This window comes from uncultured Ruminococcus sp., from assembly GCF_947301925.1.
Lineage (GTDB): Bacteria > Bacillota > Clostridia > Oscillospirales > Ruminococcaceae > Ruminococcus.
The window spans coordinates 215,672-230,981 of the sequence record NZ_CAMYUE010000003.1 but is presented as its reverse complement, the minus strand read 5'-3'; the positions used below and the strand labels follow the sequence as shown (position 1 = coordinate 230,981).

14 protein-coding genes are annotated in these 15,310 nt (G+C 50.8%); 11 read left to right on the top strand and 3 right to left on the bottom strand.

The genetic code is table 11. From position 1 onward, the window contains the following. Positions 1-40 precede the first annotated feature (40 nt). The 7 genes from recJ to Q0Y65_RS06460 all read left to right on the top strand — a co-directional run bounded on the left by recJ (position 41) and on the right by Q0Y65_RS06460 (position 9,144). Positions 41-2,083: a single-stranded-DNA-specific exonuclease RecJ gene (gene recJ, locus Q0Y65_RS06490; RefSeq protein WP_297958351.1), complete on the top strand. Its 2,043-nt coding sequence runs from the start codon at positions 41-43 to the stop codon at positions 2,081-2,083. A gap of 2 nt (positions 2,084-2,085) precedes the next feature. Continuing rightward, entirely contained in the window at positions 2,086-4,383 is a 2,298-nt protein-coding gene (locus Q0Y65_RS06485) for a bifunctional (p)ppGpp synthetase/guanosine-3',5'-bis(diphosphate) 3'-pyrophosphohydrolase (RefSeq protein ID WP_297958349.1), read from the top strand. A gap of 10 nt (positions 4,384-4,393) precedes the next feature. Next, positions 4,394-5,032 carry an MBL fold metallo-hydrolase gene (locus tag Q0Y65_RS06480; protein WP_297958347.1) on the top strand — a complete coding sequence of 213 codons (639 nt, stop codon included), beginning with the start codon at positions 4,394-4,396 and terminating at the stop codon, positions 5,030-5,032. Beyond that, positions 5,025-6,512 (top strand): coproporphyrinogen dehydrogenase HemZ, encoded by a 1,488-nt coding sequence (gene hemZ, locus Q0Y65_RS06475; protein ID WP_297958345.1) that lies wholly within the window; start codon positions 5,025-5,027, stop codon positions 6,510-6,512. The genes Q0Y65_RS06480 and hemZ overlap by 8 nt, the downstream gene beginning before the upstream one ends. Further along, positions 6,476-7,831: a 23S rRNA (uracil(1939)-C(5))-methyltransferase RlmD gene (gene rlmD, locus Q0Y65_RS06470; protein WP_297958343.1), complete on the top strand. Its 1,356-nt coding sequence runs from the start codon at positions 6,476-6,478 to the stop codon at positions 7,829-7,831. Before hemZ ends, rlmD begins: the two co-directional genes overlap by 37 nt. Before the next feature lies 1 nt (position 7,832). After that, positions 7,833-8,321: a CDP-alcohol phosphatidyltransferase family protein gene (locus Q0Y65_RS06465; RefSeq protein ID WP_297958341.1), complete on the top strand. Its 489-nt coding sequence runs from the start codon at positions 7,833-7,835 to the stop codon at positions 8,319-8,321. Positions 8,322-8,493: 172 nt separating this feature from the next. After that, positions 8,494-9,144, top strand: coding sequence for a CpXC domain-containing protein (locus tag Q0Y65_RS06460; RefSeq protein WP_297958338.1), 651 nt, complete (start codon positions 8,494-8,496; stop codon positions 9,142-9,144). A 33-nt stretch (positions 9,145-9,177) separates the two neighbouring features. Here the strand turns inward: Q0Y65_RS06460 and Q0Y65_RS06455 are convergent, their stop codons facing one another. The 3 genes from Q0Y65_RS06455 to ligA all read right to left on the bottom strand — a co-directional run bounded on the left by Q0Y65_RS06455 (position 9,178) and on the right by ligA (position 12,472). Continuing rightward, positions 9,178-9,879, bottom strand: a complete 702-nt coding sequence (locus Q0Y65_RS06455) for a zf-HC2 domain-containing protein (protein ID WP_297958336.1) — start codon at positions 9,877-9,879, stop codon at positions 9,178-9,180. Beyond that, entirely contained in the window at positions 9,876-10,373 is a 498-nt protein-coding gene (locus Q0Y65_RS06450) for an RNA polymerase sigma factor (protein ID WP_297958334.1), read from the bottom strand. Before Q0Y65_RS06450 ends, Q0Y65_RS06455 begins: the two co-directional genes overlap by 4 nt. A gap of 143 nt (positions 10,374-10,516) precedes the next feature. Beyond that, a complete protein-coding gene (gene ligA / locus Q0Y65_RS06445; protein WP_297958333.1) occupies positions 10,517-12,472 on the bottom strand; it encodes an NAD-dependent DNA ligase LigA in 1,956 nt (651 codons plus the stop codon). A gap of 200 nt (positions 12,473-12,672) precedes the next feature. Here ligA and Q0Y65_RS06440 point away from each other — a divergent pair, with 200 nt between their 5' ends. The 4 genes from Q0Y65_RS06440 (at position 12,673) to Q0Y65_RS06425 (ending at position 15,284) form a co-directional block, all read left to right on the top strand. After that, positions 12,673-12,873: a DUF4177 domain-containing protein gene (locus Q0Y65_RS06440; RefSeq protein WP_297958331.1), complete on the top strand. Its 201-nt coding sequence runs from the start codon at positions 12,673-12,675 to the stop codon at positions 12,871-12,873. 81 nt (positions 12,874-12,954) lie between these two features. Next, entirely contained in the window at positions 12,955-13,764 is an 810-nt protein-coding gene (locus Q0Y65_RS06435; protein WP_297958329.1) for an RNA methyltransferase, read from the top strand. A 43-nt stretch (positions 13,765-13,807) separates the two neighbouring features. Continuing rightward, a complete protein-coding gene (locus Q0Y65_RS06430) occupies positions 13,808-14,290 on the top strand; it encodes an LURP-one-related/scramblase family protein (RefSeq protein WP_297958327.1) in 483 nt (160 codons plus the stop codon). Positions 14,291-14,303: 13 nt separating this feature from the next. Beyond that, positions 14,304-15,284, top strand: a complete 981-nt coding sequence (locus Q0Y65_RS06425; RefSeq protein ID WP_297958324.1) for a Gfo/Idh/MocA family protein — start codon at positions 14,304-14,306, stop codon at positions 15,282-15,284. Positions 15,285-15,310 lie beyond the last annotated feature (26 nt).

Genomic DNA, 15,310 nt, shown 5'->3' with positions numbered 1-15,310 from the left:
GATATAATGAACTATATATCATGTTGTCAGGAGAATATGTATGAAAAAATGGACCGTCGGCAGACCCGACAGAAATGCGGTCTCTGCGCTTATGCTTGGCTGCGGAGTCAGCTCACTTGCAGCGGCAGCTCTTGCTGCGAAAGGCTATTCCTCGCCTGATTCGGTCATGGAGAGCCTCAATGCCGATGAGCTTTCCGACCCCTTTCTCATAAAGGATATGCAGGAGGCTGCGGATACGATAAACAGCGCCATAGACAGCGGCGAGCGTATCTGTATCTACGGCGACTACGACTGCGACGGCATAATGTCCACCGTCATACTCTATTCCTACCTCCTGGAAGCGGGAGCGGACGTCACATACTATATTCCCGAACGCTCCGAGGGCTACGGGCTCAATATGAAGGCCGTGGATAAGATGAACGACGACGGTGTTTCTCTTGTGATAACAGTGGATAACGGCATATCGGCTATTTCCGAGGCGGAATACATCTACGCCCTGGGCATGAGGCTGGTAGTAACGGACCATCATCAGCAGGGAGAACAGCTTCCCCGAGCAGAGGCGGTAGTTGACCCGCACAGGCGCGACTGCTTCTCCCCATTCAAATATATGTGCGGTGCAGGCATAGCCCTGAAGCTGGTAGCCGCTCTTGACGGCGGCGATTATACCATGGCGCTGGAGCAGTTCGGCGACCTTGCGGCTATTGCCACCATCGCCGATATTGTCAGCCTGAAAAGTGAGAACCGCTTCCTTGTTGCCTACGGCATGGAGCTCATACGCAATTCGGACCGCCCCTCACTCATAGCTCTGAAGGAGGTCTGCGGACTTGCGGACAAGCCCATAGATACGCGATCTATAGGCTTCGGTATCGCTCCGAGGATAAATGCCGCAGGACGCTTCGGCTCTCCCAAGGCTGCCGCGGAGCTGTTCCTGTGCGAGGACTACGACGAGGCTCTGGCTGCGGCACAGGAGCTGGACAGGCTCAATAATATGCGCAAGGACACGGAGAACGCCATAGTCTCCGAGATATACGGCATGATCGACAAGTCTCCCGGACTGATACGGGGCAGAGTCATTTTTCTCTGCGGTAAGGACTGGCATCACGGAGTCATCGGCATCGTGGCTTCAAAGATAACGGAACGCTTCGGCAAGCCCTGCTTCATAGCGTCGGAAACCGACGGCGAGATAAGGGGCTCCGCAAGAGCCTTCGGCGAGTTTTCCGTATTCGGAGCTCTCAGCTATGCTTCGGAGGTACTGGACAAGTTCGGCGGCCACCCTGCCGCAGGAGGCTTCACCATAAAAAGTGGCTGTACAGAGAAGTTCGGCAGCCTGCTGGAAAAGTACGCCCTTGAAAATCACAGGATAATGCCTGCCGCGGAGCTGAAAGCGGACTCCCCCATTTCTCCTCAGGAGCTCACCGTGGAGAATGTTGAGGGACTGAACGTCCTCGAGCCCTTCGGCACGGACAATGAAAAGCCCCTGTTCTTCATAGAGAACGCACAGATAACCGATATGATCCCCCTTTCCGACGGGGCTCACACAAAGCTGAGGATAAAGCTGGGCTACACTCAGGCGGAAGCACTGGTGTTCAGGACGGCTCCCCACGAGCTCAACGTCACAAAGGGCGATATCTGCGATATGATAGTTTCACCGGGCATTAACGATTACCGCGGCAGCCGCACGGTCAGCATGATCGTCAGCGACATCCGCCCCCATATATTCGAGCAGAGCAAGTACTTTGCCGCCCTTTCGGCCTTCGAGGCCTTCCTGCGGGGCGAGGAGCTGCCTGCAAACTACTATCCCAGCATGACTCCTTCGAGAGACGACGCCGTGAAGATATACAAGGCCATACCCGAGGGGGGGATATGCTCCGATTCACTTTACTTAAAGCTGAACGACAGGAACATCAATTACTGTAAGTTCTGCGTTTCCGTTGAAGCGCTAAGACAGCTTGGACTAATAACCGTTTCCTGCTCCGATTCAAGGATAGCCCGTGCCAAGGTCACACAGAAGGCTGACCTGAGCTCGGCTCCTGTGCTTGTATCACTCAGGAAAACGGCAAACCGCATAGATCAAGGAGAATAGATATGACAGATGACATGAATATATCAAATCTCATACATCACGAGCTGGAGGTACCTATCCCCGATTCGGCCATTCCACGCGATCCCGAGGAATTCCTCAAGGATATCCCCGACTTCAACGACGATTTCACCATCGAAAAAATAATACAGAAGATTCTTACAGACGATAAGCAGTACGATCTCAGCAAGATAATCTCAGCATACGAATTCGCCGCAAAGGCTCATGAAGGACAGGTCCGCTCATCGGGCAAGCCCTATATAACCCACCCCCTTGCAGTCGCCTATACCCTGCTTGAGCTGGGCATGGACACGGATACCATATGCGCCGCCCTGCTCCACGATGTAGTGGAGGATACCGACGCTACCCTTGACGACCTGAAAAAGCGCTTCGGACAGGACGTTGCACTGCTGGTAGACGGAGTAACAAAACTGAGCAAGATCCCCACCTCCACCAAGGAGGAGCAGCAGGCCGAGAATATCCGAAAGATACTTCTGGCCATGTCTCAGGATATCCGCGTAATGATTATCAAGCTCAGCGACCGCCTGCACAATATGCGCACTCTGAAGTACCGCCCTCTTGAAAAACAGAGAAGCACCGCTCTGGAGACAATGAATATCTATGCTCCCATAGCTCACAGACTCGGTATCAGAGCTATCAAGGAGGAATTGCAGGATCTGGCCTTCCACTTCCTGGATCCCTACGCCTACTCGGAAATAGAGAATATCCTTGAGAACAAAAAGGAGGAGCGTGAGGCCTTCATCGAGATAATAAAGAGCCGTATCGCCCAGCGTTTCAGCTCAGAGGACTTCTCTCAGCCGCCGCAGATAGACGGCAGAGTAAAGAGCATCTACAGCATATACAGGAAGATATTCATAAACCACAAGAATATCGACGAGATATACGATAAATACGCCGTCCGCATAATAGTTACCACTATTGCGGAATGCTACAACGTACTGGGACTTATCCACGATATGTTCAAGCCCCTGCCCAACCGCTTCAAGGACTATATCTCCACCCCAAAGAACAATATGTACCAGTCTCTGCACACCACCGTTCTCGGCAAGGAGGGTATACCCTTCGAGGTGCAGATACGCACATGGGATATGCACGAGACCGCTGAATACGGTATCGCCGCCCACTGGAAGTACAAGGAGGGCATTCAGGGCAAGGACAAAATGGAACAGCGCCTTGCATGGGTTCGTCAGGTCATAGAGGCACAGCAGACCTCCGACGACGTGGAGGAGATCGTCCGCATAATCAAGACCGACCTTGATCCCGAGGATATCGTGGTCATGACTCCCAAGGGTATGTCGGTGAGCCTTCCCGTCAACTCCACAGTCATTGACTTCGCCTACCGTATCCACACCGAGATAGGTCACAAGACCATCGGTGCAAAGGTGGACGGAAGGATAGTTCCCCTCGATTATCAGCTCCAGACCGGACAGATCTGCGAGATAATCACCAGCAAGGACCCCGAAAAGGGTCCTAACAGAGCATGGCTGAATATAGTACAGACCAACGAGGCACGCTCCAAGATACGCTCATGGTTCAAGAAGGAACGCCGCGAGGAGAATATCGTTGAGGGTCGTACCCAGCTGGAGCGCGAGTTCAAGCGCCACAGGATAAACCTGAAGGAGGAGCAGTACACCGAGTTCCTACAGGACGACTTCAAGCGTCACAACTGCGAGACTCTTGACGACTTCTACGCCTCCATAGGCTACGGCGGTATCCTTCTTTCCAAGATAATCCCCCGCCTGAAGGACAAGTACGAAAAGCTGTATGAAAAGGACGACGAGCCCTCTGTAATACCGCTGGTAAAGCCAAAGCCCAACTGCCGTAGCAGCATTGTCCTGGATCAGATAGACGATATGCTCATTAAGTTCGCCCAGTGCTGCAATCCCCTTCCCGGCGACGATATCATAGGCTTTATCACCCGAGGCTACGGCGTTTCCGTACACACCACCAACTGCACCAATTACAAGGCTGCCCTTGCAAGGAACAACCCCGAGGAGCTCGAACGCTGGGTGGATATCCAGTGGACGGACAGCAGCGATACACAGCTCCAGACCAGCTTTGAGGTGACTGCCACCGACAGAGTGGGACTGGTATATGACATTTCCGCAGTCCTTCTGGAAGCAAGAGTGCCCATAGTTCACTCGGCTTCACGAGTGCTGAAGAACGGCAACGCCCTCTTTGAAGGCACCATCGTTATATCCAGCACAGAGCAGCTGAAAAACCTCTTTGAGAAACTAAGAAAGATAAAAGGCGTTATTTCCGTTGAAAGAGCCGCCATTTAAGGAGAAATATATGAAAGTACACCACCTTCAGCTCGGACCACTCCGCGCTAACTGCTATATAGTTGAAACAGCTCCGGGCAGATGCGTTGCCGTCGATATCGGCGGCGACAGCCGTCTCCTTCTGGAATTCCTGAAAATGAAAAAGCTCCGCCTGTCAAAAATACTCCTGACCCACGGCCATTTTGACCATATCGGAGGCGCCGAGGAGGTTCATCAGGCCACGGGAGCAGAGATATACATTCATGAGCTGGACGCTCATATGCTCTCCAGCGAGACTCATTCCCTTGCAAGCAATATGTCTTTCGTGAAGTTCGTTCCCATAACCGACTGGACCTGCGTTTACGGAGACTGCTATATCAACGACGGCGAATGCTCCTTCCGCGTAATGAGCACTCCCGGACATACCCGCGGAAGCGTCTGCTATATCTGCGAGGACGTGATATTCTCGGGCGATACCCTTTTCTGCTGCTCGGTGGGAAGAACAGATTTCCCTCACAGCAGCGCCGCAGCCCTTAACTTCTCCCTCAGCAAGCTCTACAGCCTCGAGGGCGACTATAAGATATACCCGGGTCACAACGAGTCCACCACACTGGATTACGAACGCGAAGCAAATCCGTATATGAAACAGTTCAGAGGAAAAAATGACTGATAATAATTACAAAATGCCGATTGTTATGATCGGCCATTCTTTTAAATACGAGACGGAGGCTACCCTGAAGCTGTTTTTCAGCACGGCAAGGTTCAGCTTCTCATCGGACAAGGCCGACGCCGCAGGCGACAACTATGTATACACCGAGGTCACAGAGGACAACAGGGTCACCGTAAGGGTATGCCTCGGCGGAGATGTGGAGGAGAGAACTGCCGTACTCCCCTGTACTGCCGAAAAAAAGGGCACCGAGTATACCATATGCAGATGCCTTTTCAGTATAATGGTGAAGAAAACAGGCGTGACTCCGCCATGGGGACTGCTTACGGGCATACGTCCCGTCAAGAAGGTCATAGACCTTATACGTCAGGGCTGCTCCGAGGAGGAGATATATTCACAGCTGGGCGAAAGATATCTGGTATCGTCAAAAAAGCTGAAGCTGGCCTATGATACGGCAGTAAATCAGCTTCCCATACTCGACAGGATAGACAGCTCCGCAGTGAGCCTCTATGTTTCTATCCCCTTCTGCCCCACAAGGTGCAGCTACTGCTCCTTTGTATCCCATTCCATGGACTCTGCCATAAAGCTCATGCCCGAGTACATAGCGGCTCTGTGCCGTGAGCTGGAGATAGTGGGACGTATAGTCAGGGAAACAGGTACTAAAATAGATACCATATACTTCGGCGGCGGTACACCCACCTCAGTTTCAGCGGAGGAGCTGCGCACCATTATGGAGGCAGTGGAGAAGAATTTCGACCTTGACAAGGTAAGGGAGTACAGCGTTGAGGCCGGCCGTCCCGACACCATAACAGAGGAGAAGCTCCGCGTTATCAGGGAGCTGGGGGCTGGACGCATCTCCGTAAATCCCCAGACCCTCAACGACGATGTGCTGAAGGTCATAGGCAGACAGCACAGCGGCGAGGACGCTGTACGCGCCTTCGAGCTGGCAAGAAAGACAGGCTTTGACAATATCAACACCGACCTTATTGCAGGACTGCCCACCGAATCGGCAGAGAGCTTCCGCAATACACTTGACCGCATGATAGAGCTTGACCCCGAAAGCATTACCGTACATACCCTCACCATAAAGCGCTCCGCAAATCTCTTTGAGAAGGGCAGCGAAAACAGCTCCAATCCTGCGGCGGAAATGGTGGACTACAGTATCCCCGCCCTTATGTCCCACGGCTACCTGCCCTATTATATGTACCGCCAGAAGAATACCGTGGACAACCTTGAGAACGTGGGCTACGCCAAAAAGGGTTACGAAAGCTACTACAACATCTTCATCATGGATGAGACCCAGACCATACTGGGGGCAGGCTGCGCCGCTTCCACAAAGCTGGTTTACCCCGACGGCAGAATAAGCCGCATACATAACTATAAATTCCCCTATGAATACATCAGGAGCTTCGACAAGCTCATGGAAAAGAAAGAGGAGGTAACGGAATGCCTGAAAAAAATCAGGTCTGTACAGCCGAGATAACAGGTCTTACATCTGAGGGCAGCGGCGTCTGCCGCGTGGACGGAATGGCAGTTTTTGTCCCCGGGACCGCTGTGGGAGACGTTGCCGAGATAAAGATTGTAAAGGTGCTGAAAAGCTACGCCTTCGGTATAGCTCAGAGGATACTCACCCCCTCTCCCGACCGTATCACAGACAGCTGTCCCGTGTATAATAAATGCGGAGGCTGCCTGCTCAGACATATCACCTATGAGGCGGAATGCCGCACAAAGGAGGGCATAGTCCGCGACGCGTTCGAGCGCATAGGCGGTCTCACCCCCGAATATGACGCTTTTATGGGAGCTGAGTCCACAGAGCGCTACCGCAACAAGGCACAGTATCCCCTTGCAGTGCAGAACGGCAAGGCTGTCTGCGGTTTTTACGCTCCGCGGAGCCACAGAGTGATCCCCGTTGCGGACTGCGCTTTGCAGCCCGGAATATTCAGTGATATTATCAGCAGTATCCTTGAATACATCAACGATAAGAAGCTCACGGTCTACGACGAGACTTCAAATACAGGCATTATCCGCCATATATACCTCCGCAGAGGCGCTCACTCGGGTGAGATAATGGTCTGTCTGGTAGTGCGCAAGGATATTTCGAGACAGCTTTCTGCGCTGTGCAGGAGCCTCACCGAAAAATATACCGACATAAAGAGCATTGTCATGAATATAAACCCCTCAAAAACCAACGTTATCCTGGGAGATAACTGCGTTACTCTGTGGGGGAGCGATACCATATCCGATACCATGTGCGGCAATACCGTGGAGATATCTCCCCTTTCCTTCTATCAGGTCAATACCGTTCAGGCAGAGAGGCTTTACGCAAAAGCCCTGGAATACGCAGCTCCCAAGGGCAGCGAGACCATTGCCGACCTGTACTGCGGCGCAGGTACTATCGGCCTTTCAATGGCGGCAAGGGCTGCTAAGATAGTTGGCGTAGAGGTCATACCCCAGGCAGTTGAGAACGCAAAAGAAAACGCCCTGCGCAACGGTATAACCAATGCGGAGTTCCACTGCGGCGACGCAGGCGAGGTTTTCGGAAGGCTCCGCCGCCAGGGCTGCAAGCCCGATATCATTGTCATTGACCCGCCGCGTAAGGGCTGCTCACAGGAGACTGTGGAGGTGATCGCCGATGCCGCTCCTGAGAAGATAGTCATGATATCCTGCAATCCGTCCACCGCCGCAAGAGACGCCAAGCTCCTCTCGGAAAGAGGCTACAGCGTGGATAAGGTCTGCGGAGTAGACCTGTTCCCGCGTACAGGACACGTTGAGTGCGTGGTTCTGATGACAAAAAAGGAATAAAATGGCCAATTTTATAACAGGAAGCAGGATCGTTCTAAGTATATTACTGTTTTTCTGCACTCCGTTTTCACCTGCTTTTTATGCTCTATACATAACCGCCGGTCTTACTGATATGATCGACGGTACAGTGGCAAGGAAAACTGATACCGTCAGTGAATTCGGAGCTAAGCTTGATACGTTCGCAGATATAGTATTCACTGCAGTTTGTATTATCAGATTACTTCCTCTGATAGAAATGCCCATCTGGATATATCTTTGGATCGCCTGCATTGTATTTATCAAGCTTACCAACGTATTTATCAACTATATCAGGCTAAAGAAGCTCGCCTCAGTCCACTCTGTTATAAACAAGATCGCAGGAGCAGTATTATTCTTTTTCCCGCTTAGTTATAGCTTGTTAGATACCACTCGATTCGCAGCAGCTATATGCGTTATCACAACTTTGGCAGCATTACACGAAAGTAATTCTGTTTTGCGCCATAACTCTTAATATGTAAATGTAACGCACCACCTGCTTACGGTGAGCCAAGGCTGAAGAACTGCCGGAAAAAGTATATTGCAATAACAGCTTCTATCACTTGCAAATCATCGTTATATATGTTATAATTATAAAAAGCTTTCCGGCACACCGTGCATTTACAATAAAGAAAAGAGGAAAAACTATGTCAAAGACACATATTGAAAACGTAAAATGTCCCAAATGTCAGGCCGTATCCGAAATGACTATCTGGGAATTCATAGACACTTCAAACGATCCGCAGATGAAGGCACAGGTCAGAAACGGCGACGCCTTCAGATTCCACTGCAAGAGCTGCGGAAACGCTCCTCTCATCTTCTACCCCACAATTTACCATCAAGTAAACGAAAAGTACCTTATCAGCTATGTTCCGGGAGATCCCTCGTCTGCCGAGACCTATATGAAGGACATAAACAAGGATAACGAAAGCGGCTATGACTTCGATAACGGCTACACCAAGCGCGTGGTATCGGATATGAACCAGCTCCGCGAAAAGCTGGTCATTCTGGACGAGGGGCTGGACGACCGTATCATCGAGCTCATGAAGCTTTTCATAATCGCCGATATCCAGAACTCCCAGAACGAGCTGAGGATCACGGAGATATACTTCAATAAGGACAAGGAGGGCGAGCGCAGCTTCTCCATAAGGTTCGACAATGACAAGTGGGGCGGCACAGCCTTTTCGCAGGAAAACTACGATCAGGTCGCCAAGACCTTCAGGAAGTCCCTTCTCGTTGACGATGAAGTTATAATCGACACAGAATGGGCAGTTGAGATGCTCAACAAGAATATGTAAAAACATAGCGGACAGCTTAGCTGTCCGCTTTTCTTATTTCAGATATTCGCCCCACTTTTTCTGTGCGGCTTCCATTAGTTCTTCTATCTCCTCACGATTATCGTTCAGCACCTGTTTTGCGTGTTCGTCATTGTCGTGGACCTTATATCCGCTCGGATCAAATTCAATTGAGTCCGTCACAGGTATCTCCAAGTATTCCGAGTTGGTTTTTATGGCGACAGCATACTTGGTATCTCCTGTTACCCTCGGAATAACTGTGAGTACAGAGACGTTTTCCTCCTTGCCTGCCATTTCCTTCCAGACATACAGCTTTCCGTCAAAGAACGACAGATAATGAGGTTCTATCACATTATAATAATATCCCCCTTCATATACCTGATAAAGGTCTCCATTATATTCGCCCATATCAGCTGAGAATTCCTTATACGGAAAGAACTTCAGCTTCAGCCATGCAACATTTAAAGCTGCAAAAGCCGCAAATATAAATATAAGCGCTCTCCTGTAAAACTTTCCTCTTTTTACCTTCCGCCCCACCTTTTTAAAGGTCTCGGCCTCATCGGGAACAGCCTTTTTTTCGGGCTCGGGCAGCGTCATAGTCTCGCAGAGCTGACGGCAGTCCTCACAGCCGCGGATATGCTCCTCAACAAGACTTCTGGTCTCCTCGCTGCATATATCCTCCTTATAGAGAGGCAGCAGGTCAACTATAACATTACACGGCAAATCATGTCTATTCATAAAAGTCCCTCCTTTTTCAGAAGCTGCAAAAGCTTCTGCCTGGCGCGGTAGTAGGTCACTCCTGCCCAGTTCTCGCTCTTGCCGAAAACCTTTCCTATATCGGCAAATTTAAGCTCCGCGAAAACTCTCAGGGTGAATACCTCGCGGTACGGTTCGTCAAGCTCGTGAAGGAGATGATGTATACGCAGGGCTGTTTCCTTATCGGAAATGCAGGCTTCAATGCTCTCATGGGATACAGCTTCCGAGGCAGCGTCAAGAGAACTGTTTCTGCTCTCGGCTCTTTTCAGGTGATCGAACCACAGATTTTTTGCGATAGTATACAGCCAGGTCTTTACCGAGCAGTCTCCCTTGAAGCTCTCGGCGCTTGTCATAGCCCTCAGCATGGTATCCTGGAGAATATCCTTTGCAAGCTGCTCATTGCCGCACATTCTCAGGATAAAGGAATAAAGGTCGGAGCTGTATCTCTCGTATATCTCATGGAATTCCCGCTTCATCATCTCACCTCCTTCACTTATATAGACGAGCGACTTCGGGTTTTATTACAATAATTTTTGTATAATGCAAGACGGGGCGGATATTATCCGCCCCTGAACCTTTTTATTTGTATCTGCTTGATATCGAAAACTCAGTCCCCTGCTCAGCCATTAGCCAGTTCCCGGAATTCTTCCTCGGTTATTATTGGCACGTCAAGCTCCTTGGCGGTCTTGTTCTTGGTGGAGTTAGAGGTGTTGTCGTTGTTGATAAGGTAGTCCGTCTTTGAGGACACCGAGTTTGCAGCCTTACCGCCGTTCTGCTCGATATATGCCTGGAGCTCCTTGCGGTTCTTCCAGATATGGACAGAGCCTGTGATAACAAAGGTCTTGCCTGCTATAGGCGACCCGCTGTTCACAGCGGCGGCCTCCTCTATATCCAGCTCCTCCAGAAGGGCACGGTACTCCGCTCGCTTTTTCTCGTCGGCAAAGAAGCTGACATATTCGTTTGCCATTACCTCGCCTATGGTATCTATAGCCGTGAGCTCCTCCACCGTAAGCTGCTCAAGCTTCTCAGCGGAAGGATACTGCCCGCATATGAGCCTTGAAGCCTGCCTGCCGATCTGGGGTATACCCATAGCATAGAGAACGCGGCTAAGCTCCGTTTTTCTTGAAGCCTCAACTGCGTCCGCCAGCTTCTGATATGACTTCTCGCCGAAGCCGTCAAGCACAACGATCCTGAACTTGTAGTCATCAAGATGGTAGAAATCGCGGAACTCGCGTACAAAGCCCTCGGAGACCAGAGTCTCTATGGTAGCCGTTGACATACCCACGATATTCATGGCGTCGCGCTGGACGAAATGCTCGAATTTGCCGATATGCTTGGCTGCGCAGTCCTGATTTGTACATACGAGAGTCTCGACGTCCTCGTCTGAGGTGCGTATCTCCGTATTCCCGCCGCAGACAGGACAGACCGCAGGTATCTCAAGACTTCCCGAAGCCGTCTTGTTTTCAAGCACCTGCGGGATTATCATATTCGCCTTGAAGATAGTCAGAGTGTCACCTATGCCCAGGCGAAGCTGCTTCACTATGCTGAGATTGTGTACGGAAGCGCGTGATACGGTAGTACCCTCCAGCTCCACGGGATCGAATATGGCAACAGGATTGAGAAGTCCCGTGCGGCTTGCGGACCACTCCACCTCACGGAGTATGGTGTCGGCAGTCTCGTCACGCCATTTGAAAGCGATACCGTTTCTGGGTGCGTGAGAGGTCTCGCCCAGGCTGAGGCCGTAGGCAACATCGTCCAGCATGAGCACAAGGCCGTCCGAGGGGAACTCGTTCTCGGCAACAGCCTTCTCGAAGTCCGCCACAGCTCCCTCCACGGCATCGGAAGTTACCGTTACGCCGTAGACCCGCTGAAAGCCCTGCTGCTCCAGCCAGTCAAGACGGGCGGAGAAGGAGTTTTCCTCGTAGCCGTCAGCAGACACCAGATTGAATGCAAAGAAGTTGATATTTCTCTCAGCAGTAACACGGGAATCCAGATTACGCACCGTTCCCACGCAGAGATTGCGCGGATTCTTGTACTTGGAGCCGTCCTCTATCTCGGCATTTACCCTTTCAAAGTCCTTGTACTTCATGAGGGATTCTCCGCGGACCACCAGATGTCCCGTAAATGGTATACGGGCAGGTATACCGATGATATGCCTTGCATTTGCGGTGATATCCTCGCCCACCTCGCCGTTTCCGCGGGTGACTGCCTGGGTCAGAGTGCCGCCGTCATAGGTCAGTACCAGTGTAAGACCGTCCAGCTTCCAGCTGAGAAAGCCCTTGTTGGTGCCGAGCCAGCTTTTCAGCTCCTCAACGCTCTTGGTCTTGTCAAGGGACAGCATCTTTGTTGTATGCCTTATCTTCTGAAGTCCAGATGACACCTCATAGCCCACCTGCTGGGTACGGCTGTTGCTGAGTGTGACTCCCGTCTTTTTTTCGAGAGCCTCAAGCTCGTCGTAGAGCTCGTCGTACTGCTTGTCGGACATTATCTCAACGCCCGTGTTGTAGTAAGCGTCGGAGGCCTTTGCAAGAAGCTCATTGAGCTCCTTCATTCTGTTTATATCATTATTGGCCATAGCTGATTTCTCCTTATTGAAATGTATTATTATTATACCATATCTGAACAGAAAAAGCCATACCAAAAGATAAAAAGAGTTATGACTGCGGATATTGACGAAATCAGGGGAAACTGGTATAATTGTTTTAAGCCGTCAGCCTTTAGTTTTTTTCACTATTGGATTCATAAGATAAATCGGGATTTACAGGAGGATTTAATATGGAAAATTTCGAGTATAAAGTGGTCGTGTATGATACAAAAGGTTTTTGGGGTGGAAACGTTGAGGCAAATCAGCTTGAAAGCAAGCTCAATCTTCTTGGCTGTGACGGATGGGAGTTAGTTAGTTGTACTTCTACAAACCAAAGTTATGGTTCATCCAAAAGCATAGTCTGTATATTCAAGCGAAAGAAGAATGTATAAATTCTGATATATCTCAGCAGTTAATAACTTTCAACTCATGGAACGCCGAGGACGGCATTCCATACAAAAAGGAAAATAAAAATGTCAAACATAATCGAAATAAACAATAACATCACCGATGTGCTGCAAATATTCGCACTACTGTCCGAGCCTCAGCTGCTACACTATTTTGAGCCGCAGCCGGGACTCTTCATCGCGGAAAGTCCAAAAGTGATCGAACGCGCCCTCAATGCAGGCTATGAGCCCTATGCTCTCCTTATGGAGCGCCGTGACGTTGACGGACAGATGAAGGAGCTTATCCCCCGCTGCGGCGAAGCTCCCGTGTACATCGCAGACTTCGACGCCATAACCGAGATAACGGGCTTCAAGCTCATACGCGGAGCACTATGCGCTTTCAGACGCGCTCCCCTGCCCCCGGCTGAGGAGCTGTGCAGGGAAGCAAAACGTGTGGCCGTCCTTGAAAACGTGGTCAATCCCACCAATATAGGAGCAATAATCCGCTCCGCAGCCGCTCTCGGCATGGACGCCGTGCTGCTTACGCCTTCATGCTGCGATCCGCTGTACCGACGCTCGTCACGGGTGAGCATGGGCACGGTGTTCCAGATACCCTGGACCTACCTTTCAAGTGATACCGACTATCCGCAGCAGCTTCGTGATATGGGCTTCATCACAGCCGCTATGGCACTCACAGACGACTCTGTGAGCATTGACGCTCCGCAGCTGAAGCAGGTGGAAAGGCTGGCCATAGTCCTTGGTACCGAGGGCGAAGGACTTGCTGAAAAGACCATCGCCGCCTGCGATCACACCGTAAAGATACCCATGTATCACGGTGTAGATTCTCTCAACGTTGCTGCCGCAAGCGCAGTTGCCTTCTGGCAGCTCAGGAAATAATATCCATAGGGGTATGGATATATAATGATATGGAGGATAATATATGAAACTTTACTTTAAACAGCAGCCCTTTTCGTTCAGACAGCGCACCGCTGTATACGATCAGTTCGGGAACGTTTTATTCAACGCCGTGGGAGAGATATCCCTGGCACGCAAAATGCACGTCTATGACCGCGTGGGCAATGAGGTGGCCTATGTGGAGAAGAAGCTCCTGCACCTGCTGCCCCGTTTTTCCATATATATCGGCGGACAGTATGTTACGGACATCGTAAAGGAATTCACACTTTTCAAGCCCAGCTATCTGTTCGAGCGGATCGGCTGGAGCGTCAGCGGAGAGTTCCTCTCCCACGATTACACCATAAAACGCGGCAATATGCCCATTGCATATATCCACAAGCAGTGGATGACATGGGGAGACAGCTTTGAGATAGACATTGCAGAGGGACAGGATATAGTCATGGTGCTGGCTGCCGTCATCGCCATTGACTGCGTTATGGACTCAAATAATTCAAGCAGCTCAAACTGAAAGGAGTATTATTATGAGGAAATACAAATGGGGCGTTATCGGAACAGGAAAGATCGCCCATACCTTTGCCGTCGCGCTCAGGCACTGCGAAAATGCGGAGCTCACAGCCGTTGCATCAAGAACAGCGGAAAAGGCCAAAGACTTTGCAGGGAAATACGGCTTTGAGAGCTTTTACGGAAGCTACAGGGAATTTGCGGAAAACAGCGACGCCGAGGTAGTATACATAGCAACTCCCATGGCCTCACATTTTGAGGACGCATGGCTCTGCCTTGAAAACGGAAAGAACGTGCTCTGTGAGAAGTCGCTGACTCTCAACACCGCTCAGACCGAAAAGCTCCTTGCATTTGCAAAGGAAAAAGGCCTTTTCTTCATGGAGGCCATGTGGATGAAGTGCCGTCCCGTATACCGCAGAATGAAGGAATGGATAGCCTCCGGAGCTATCGGCGGTATAGAATACATAAAGGCGGATTTCAGCAATTTTATCCCCTATGACGACAAGGACAGGCTTTTCCGCGCCGACTGCGGAGGCGGCTGTCTCCTTGATCTGGGTATTTACCCCATAACCCTCACTCACGATCTGCTGGGAGCTCCCGATGAGATAATAAGCTCCGCTCACATGATGAACGGCATAGACATGAGCAACACCATTCTTTTCCGCTACAGCAGCGGAGCATTCTCCTCTATGGATAACGGCTTCGAGATACAGCTCCGCAATAACGCCATTATATCGGGTACAAAGGGCTTTATCACTCTCGGCGACTGGTTCCACTGTACACAGGAGGGAGTCCTCTTTGACCGCGAAGGCAGAGAGGTGGAGCGCTTTGAGTTCAAGGACGAGATAAACGGCTATGAGTACGAGGTGGACGAGGTACACCGCTGCCTTGAAGCAGGCCTTACGGAAAGTCCTCTTGTCCCCCACAGTGATACCGTGGCAGTCATGAAGCTCATGGATCGGTGCAGGGAGCAGTGGGGCATGAGATTCCCCAATGAATAAAACAAAAAGGAGCACAGTGTGCTCCT

What these genes read in the sequence shown, in the direction of transcription:
- Q0Y65_RS06430 (WP_297958327.1), top strand. Translation starts at nt 13,808, where the DNA reads ATGAAACTTTACTTTAAACAGCAGCCCTTTTCGTTCAGACAGCGCACC.
- Q0Y65_RS06480 (WP_297958347.1), top strand. Translation starts at nt 4,394, where the DNA reads ATGAAAGTACACCACCTTCAGCTCGGACCACTCCGCGCTAACTGCTAT.
- rlmD (WP_297958343.1), top strand. Translation starts at nt 6,476, where the DNA reads ATGCCTGAAAAAAATCAGGTCTGTACAGCCGAGATAACAGGTCTTACA.
- Q0Y65_RS06455 (WP_297958336.1), bottom strand. Translation starts at nt 9,879, where the DNA reads ATGAATAGACATGATTTGCCGTGTAATGTTATAGTTGACCTGCTGCCT.
- Q0Y65_RS06450 (WP_297958334.1), bottom strand. Translation starts at nt 10,373, where the DNA reads ATGAAGCGGGAATTCCATGAGATATACGAGAGATACAGCTCCGACCTT.
- Q0Y65_RS06485 (WP_297958349.1), top strand. Translation starts at nt 2,086, where the DNA reads ATGACAGATGACATGAATATATCAAATCTCATACATCACGAGCTGGAG.
- recJ (WP_297958351.1), top strand. Translation starts at nt 41, where the DNA reads ATGAAAAAATGGACCGTCGGCAGACCCGACAGAAATGCGGTCTCTGCG.
- Q0Y65_RS06435 (WP_297958329.1), top strand. Translation starts at nt 12,955, where the DNA reads ATGTCAAACATAATCGAAATAAACAATAACATCACCGATGTGCTGCAA.
- Q0Y65_RS06425 (WP_297958324.1), top strand. Translation starts at nt 14,304, where the DNA reads ATGAGGAAATACAAATGGGGCGTTATCGGAACAGGAAAGATCGCCCAT.
- hemZ (WP_297958345.1), top strand. Translation starts at nt 5,025, where the DNA reads ATGACTGATAATAATTACAAAATGCCGATTGTTATGATCGGCCATTCT.
- Q0Y65_RS06465 (WP_297958341.1), top strand. Translation starts at nt 7,833, where the DNA reads ATGGCCAATTTTATAACAGGAAGCAGGATCGTTCTAAGTATATTACTG.
- Q0Y65_RS06440 (WP_297958331.1), top strand. Translation starts at nt 12,673, where the DNA reads ATGGAAAATTTCGAGTATAAAGTGGTCGTGTATGATACAAAAGGTTTT.
- ligA (WP_297958333.1), bottom strand. Translation starts at nt 12,472, where the DNA reads ATGGCCAATAATGATATAAACAGAATGAAGGAGCTCAATGAGCTTCTT.
- Q0Y65_RS06460 (WP_297958338.1), top strand. Translation starts at nt 8,494, where the DNA reads ATGTCAAAGACACATATTGAAAACGTAAAATGTCCCAAATGTCAGGCC.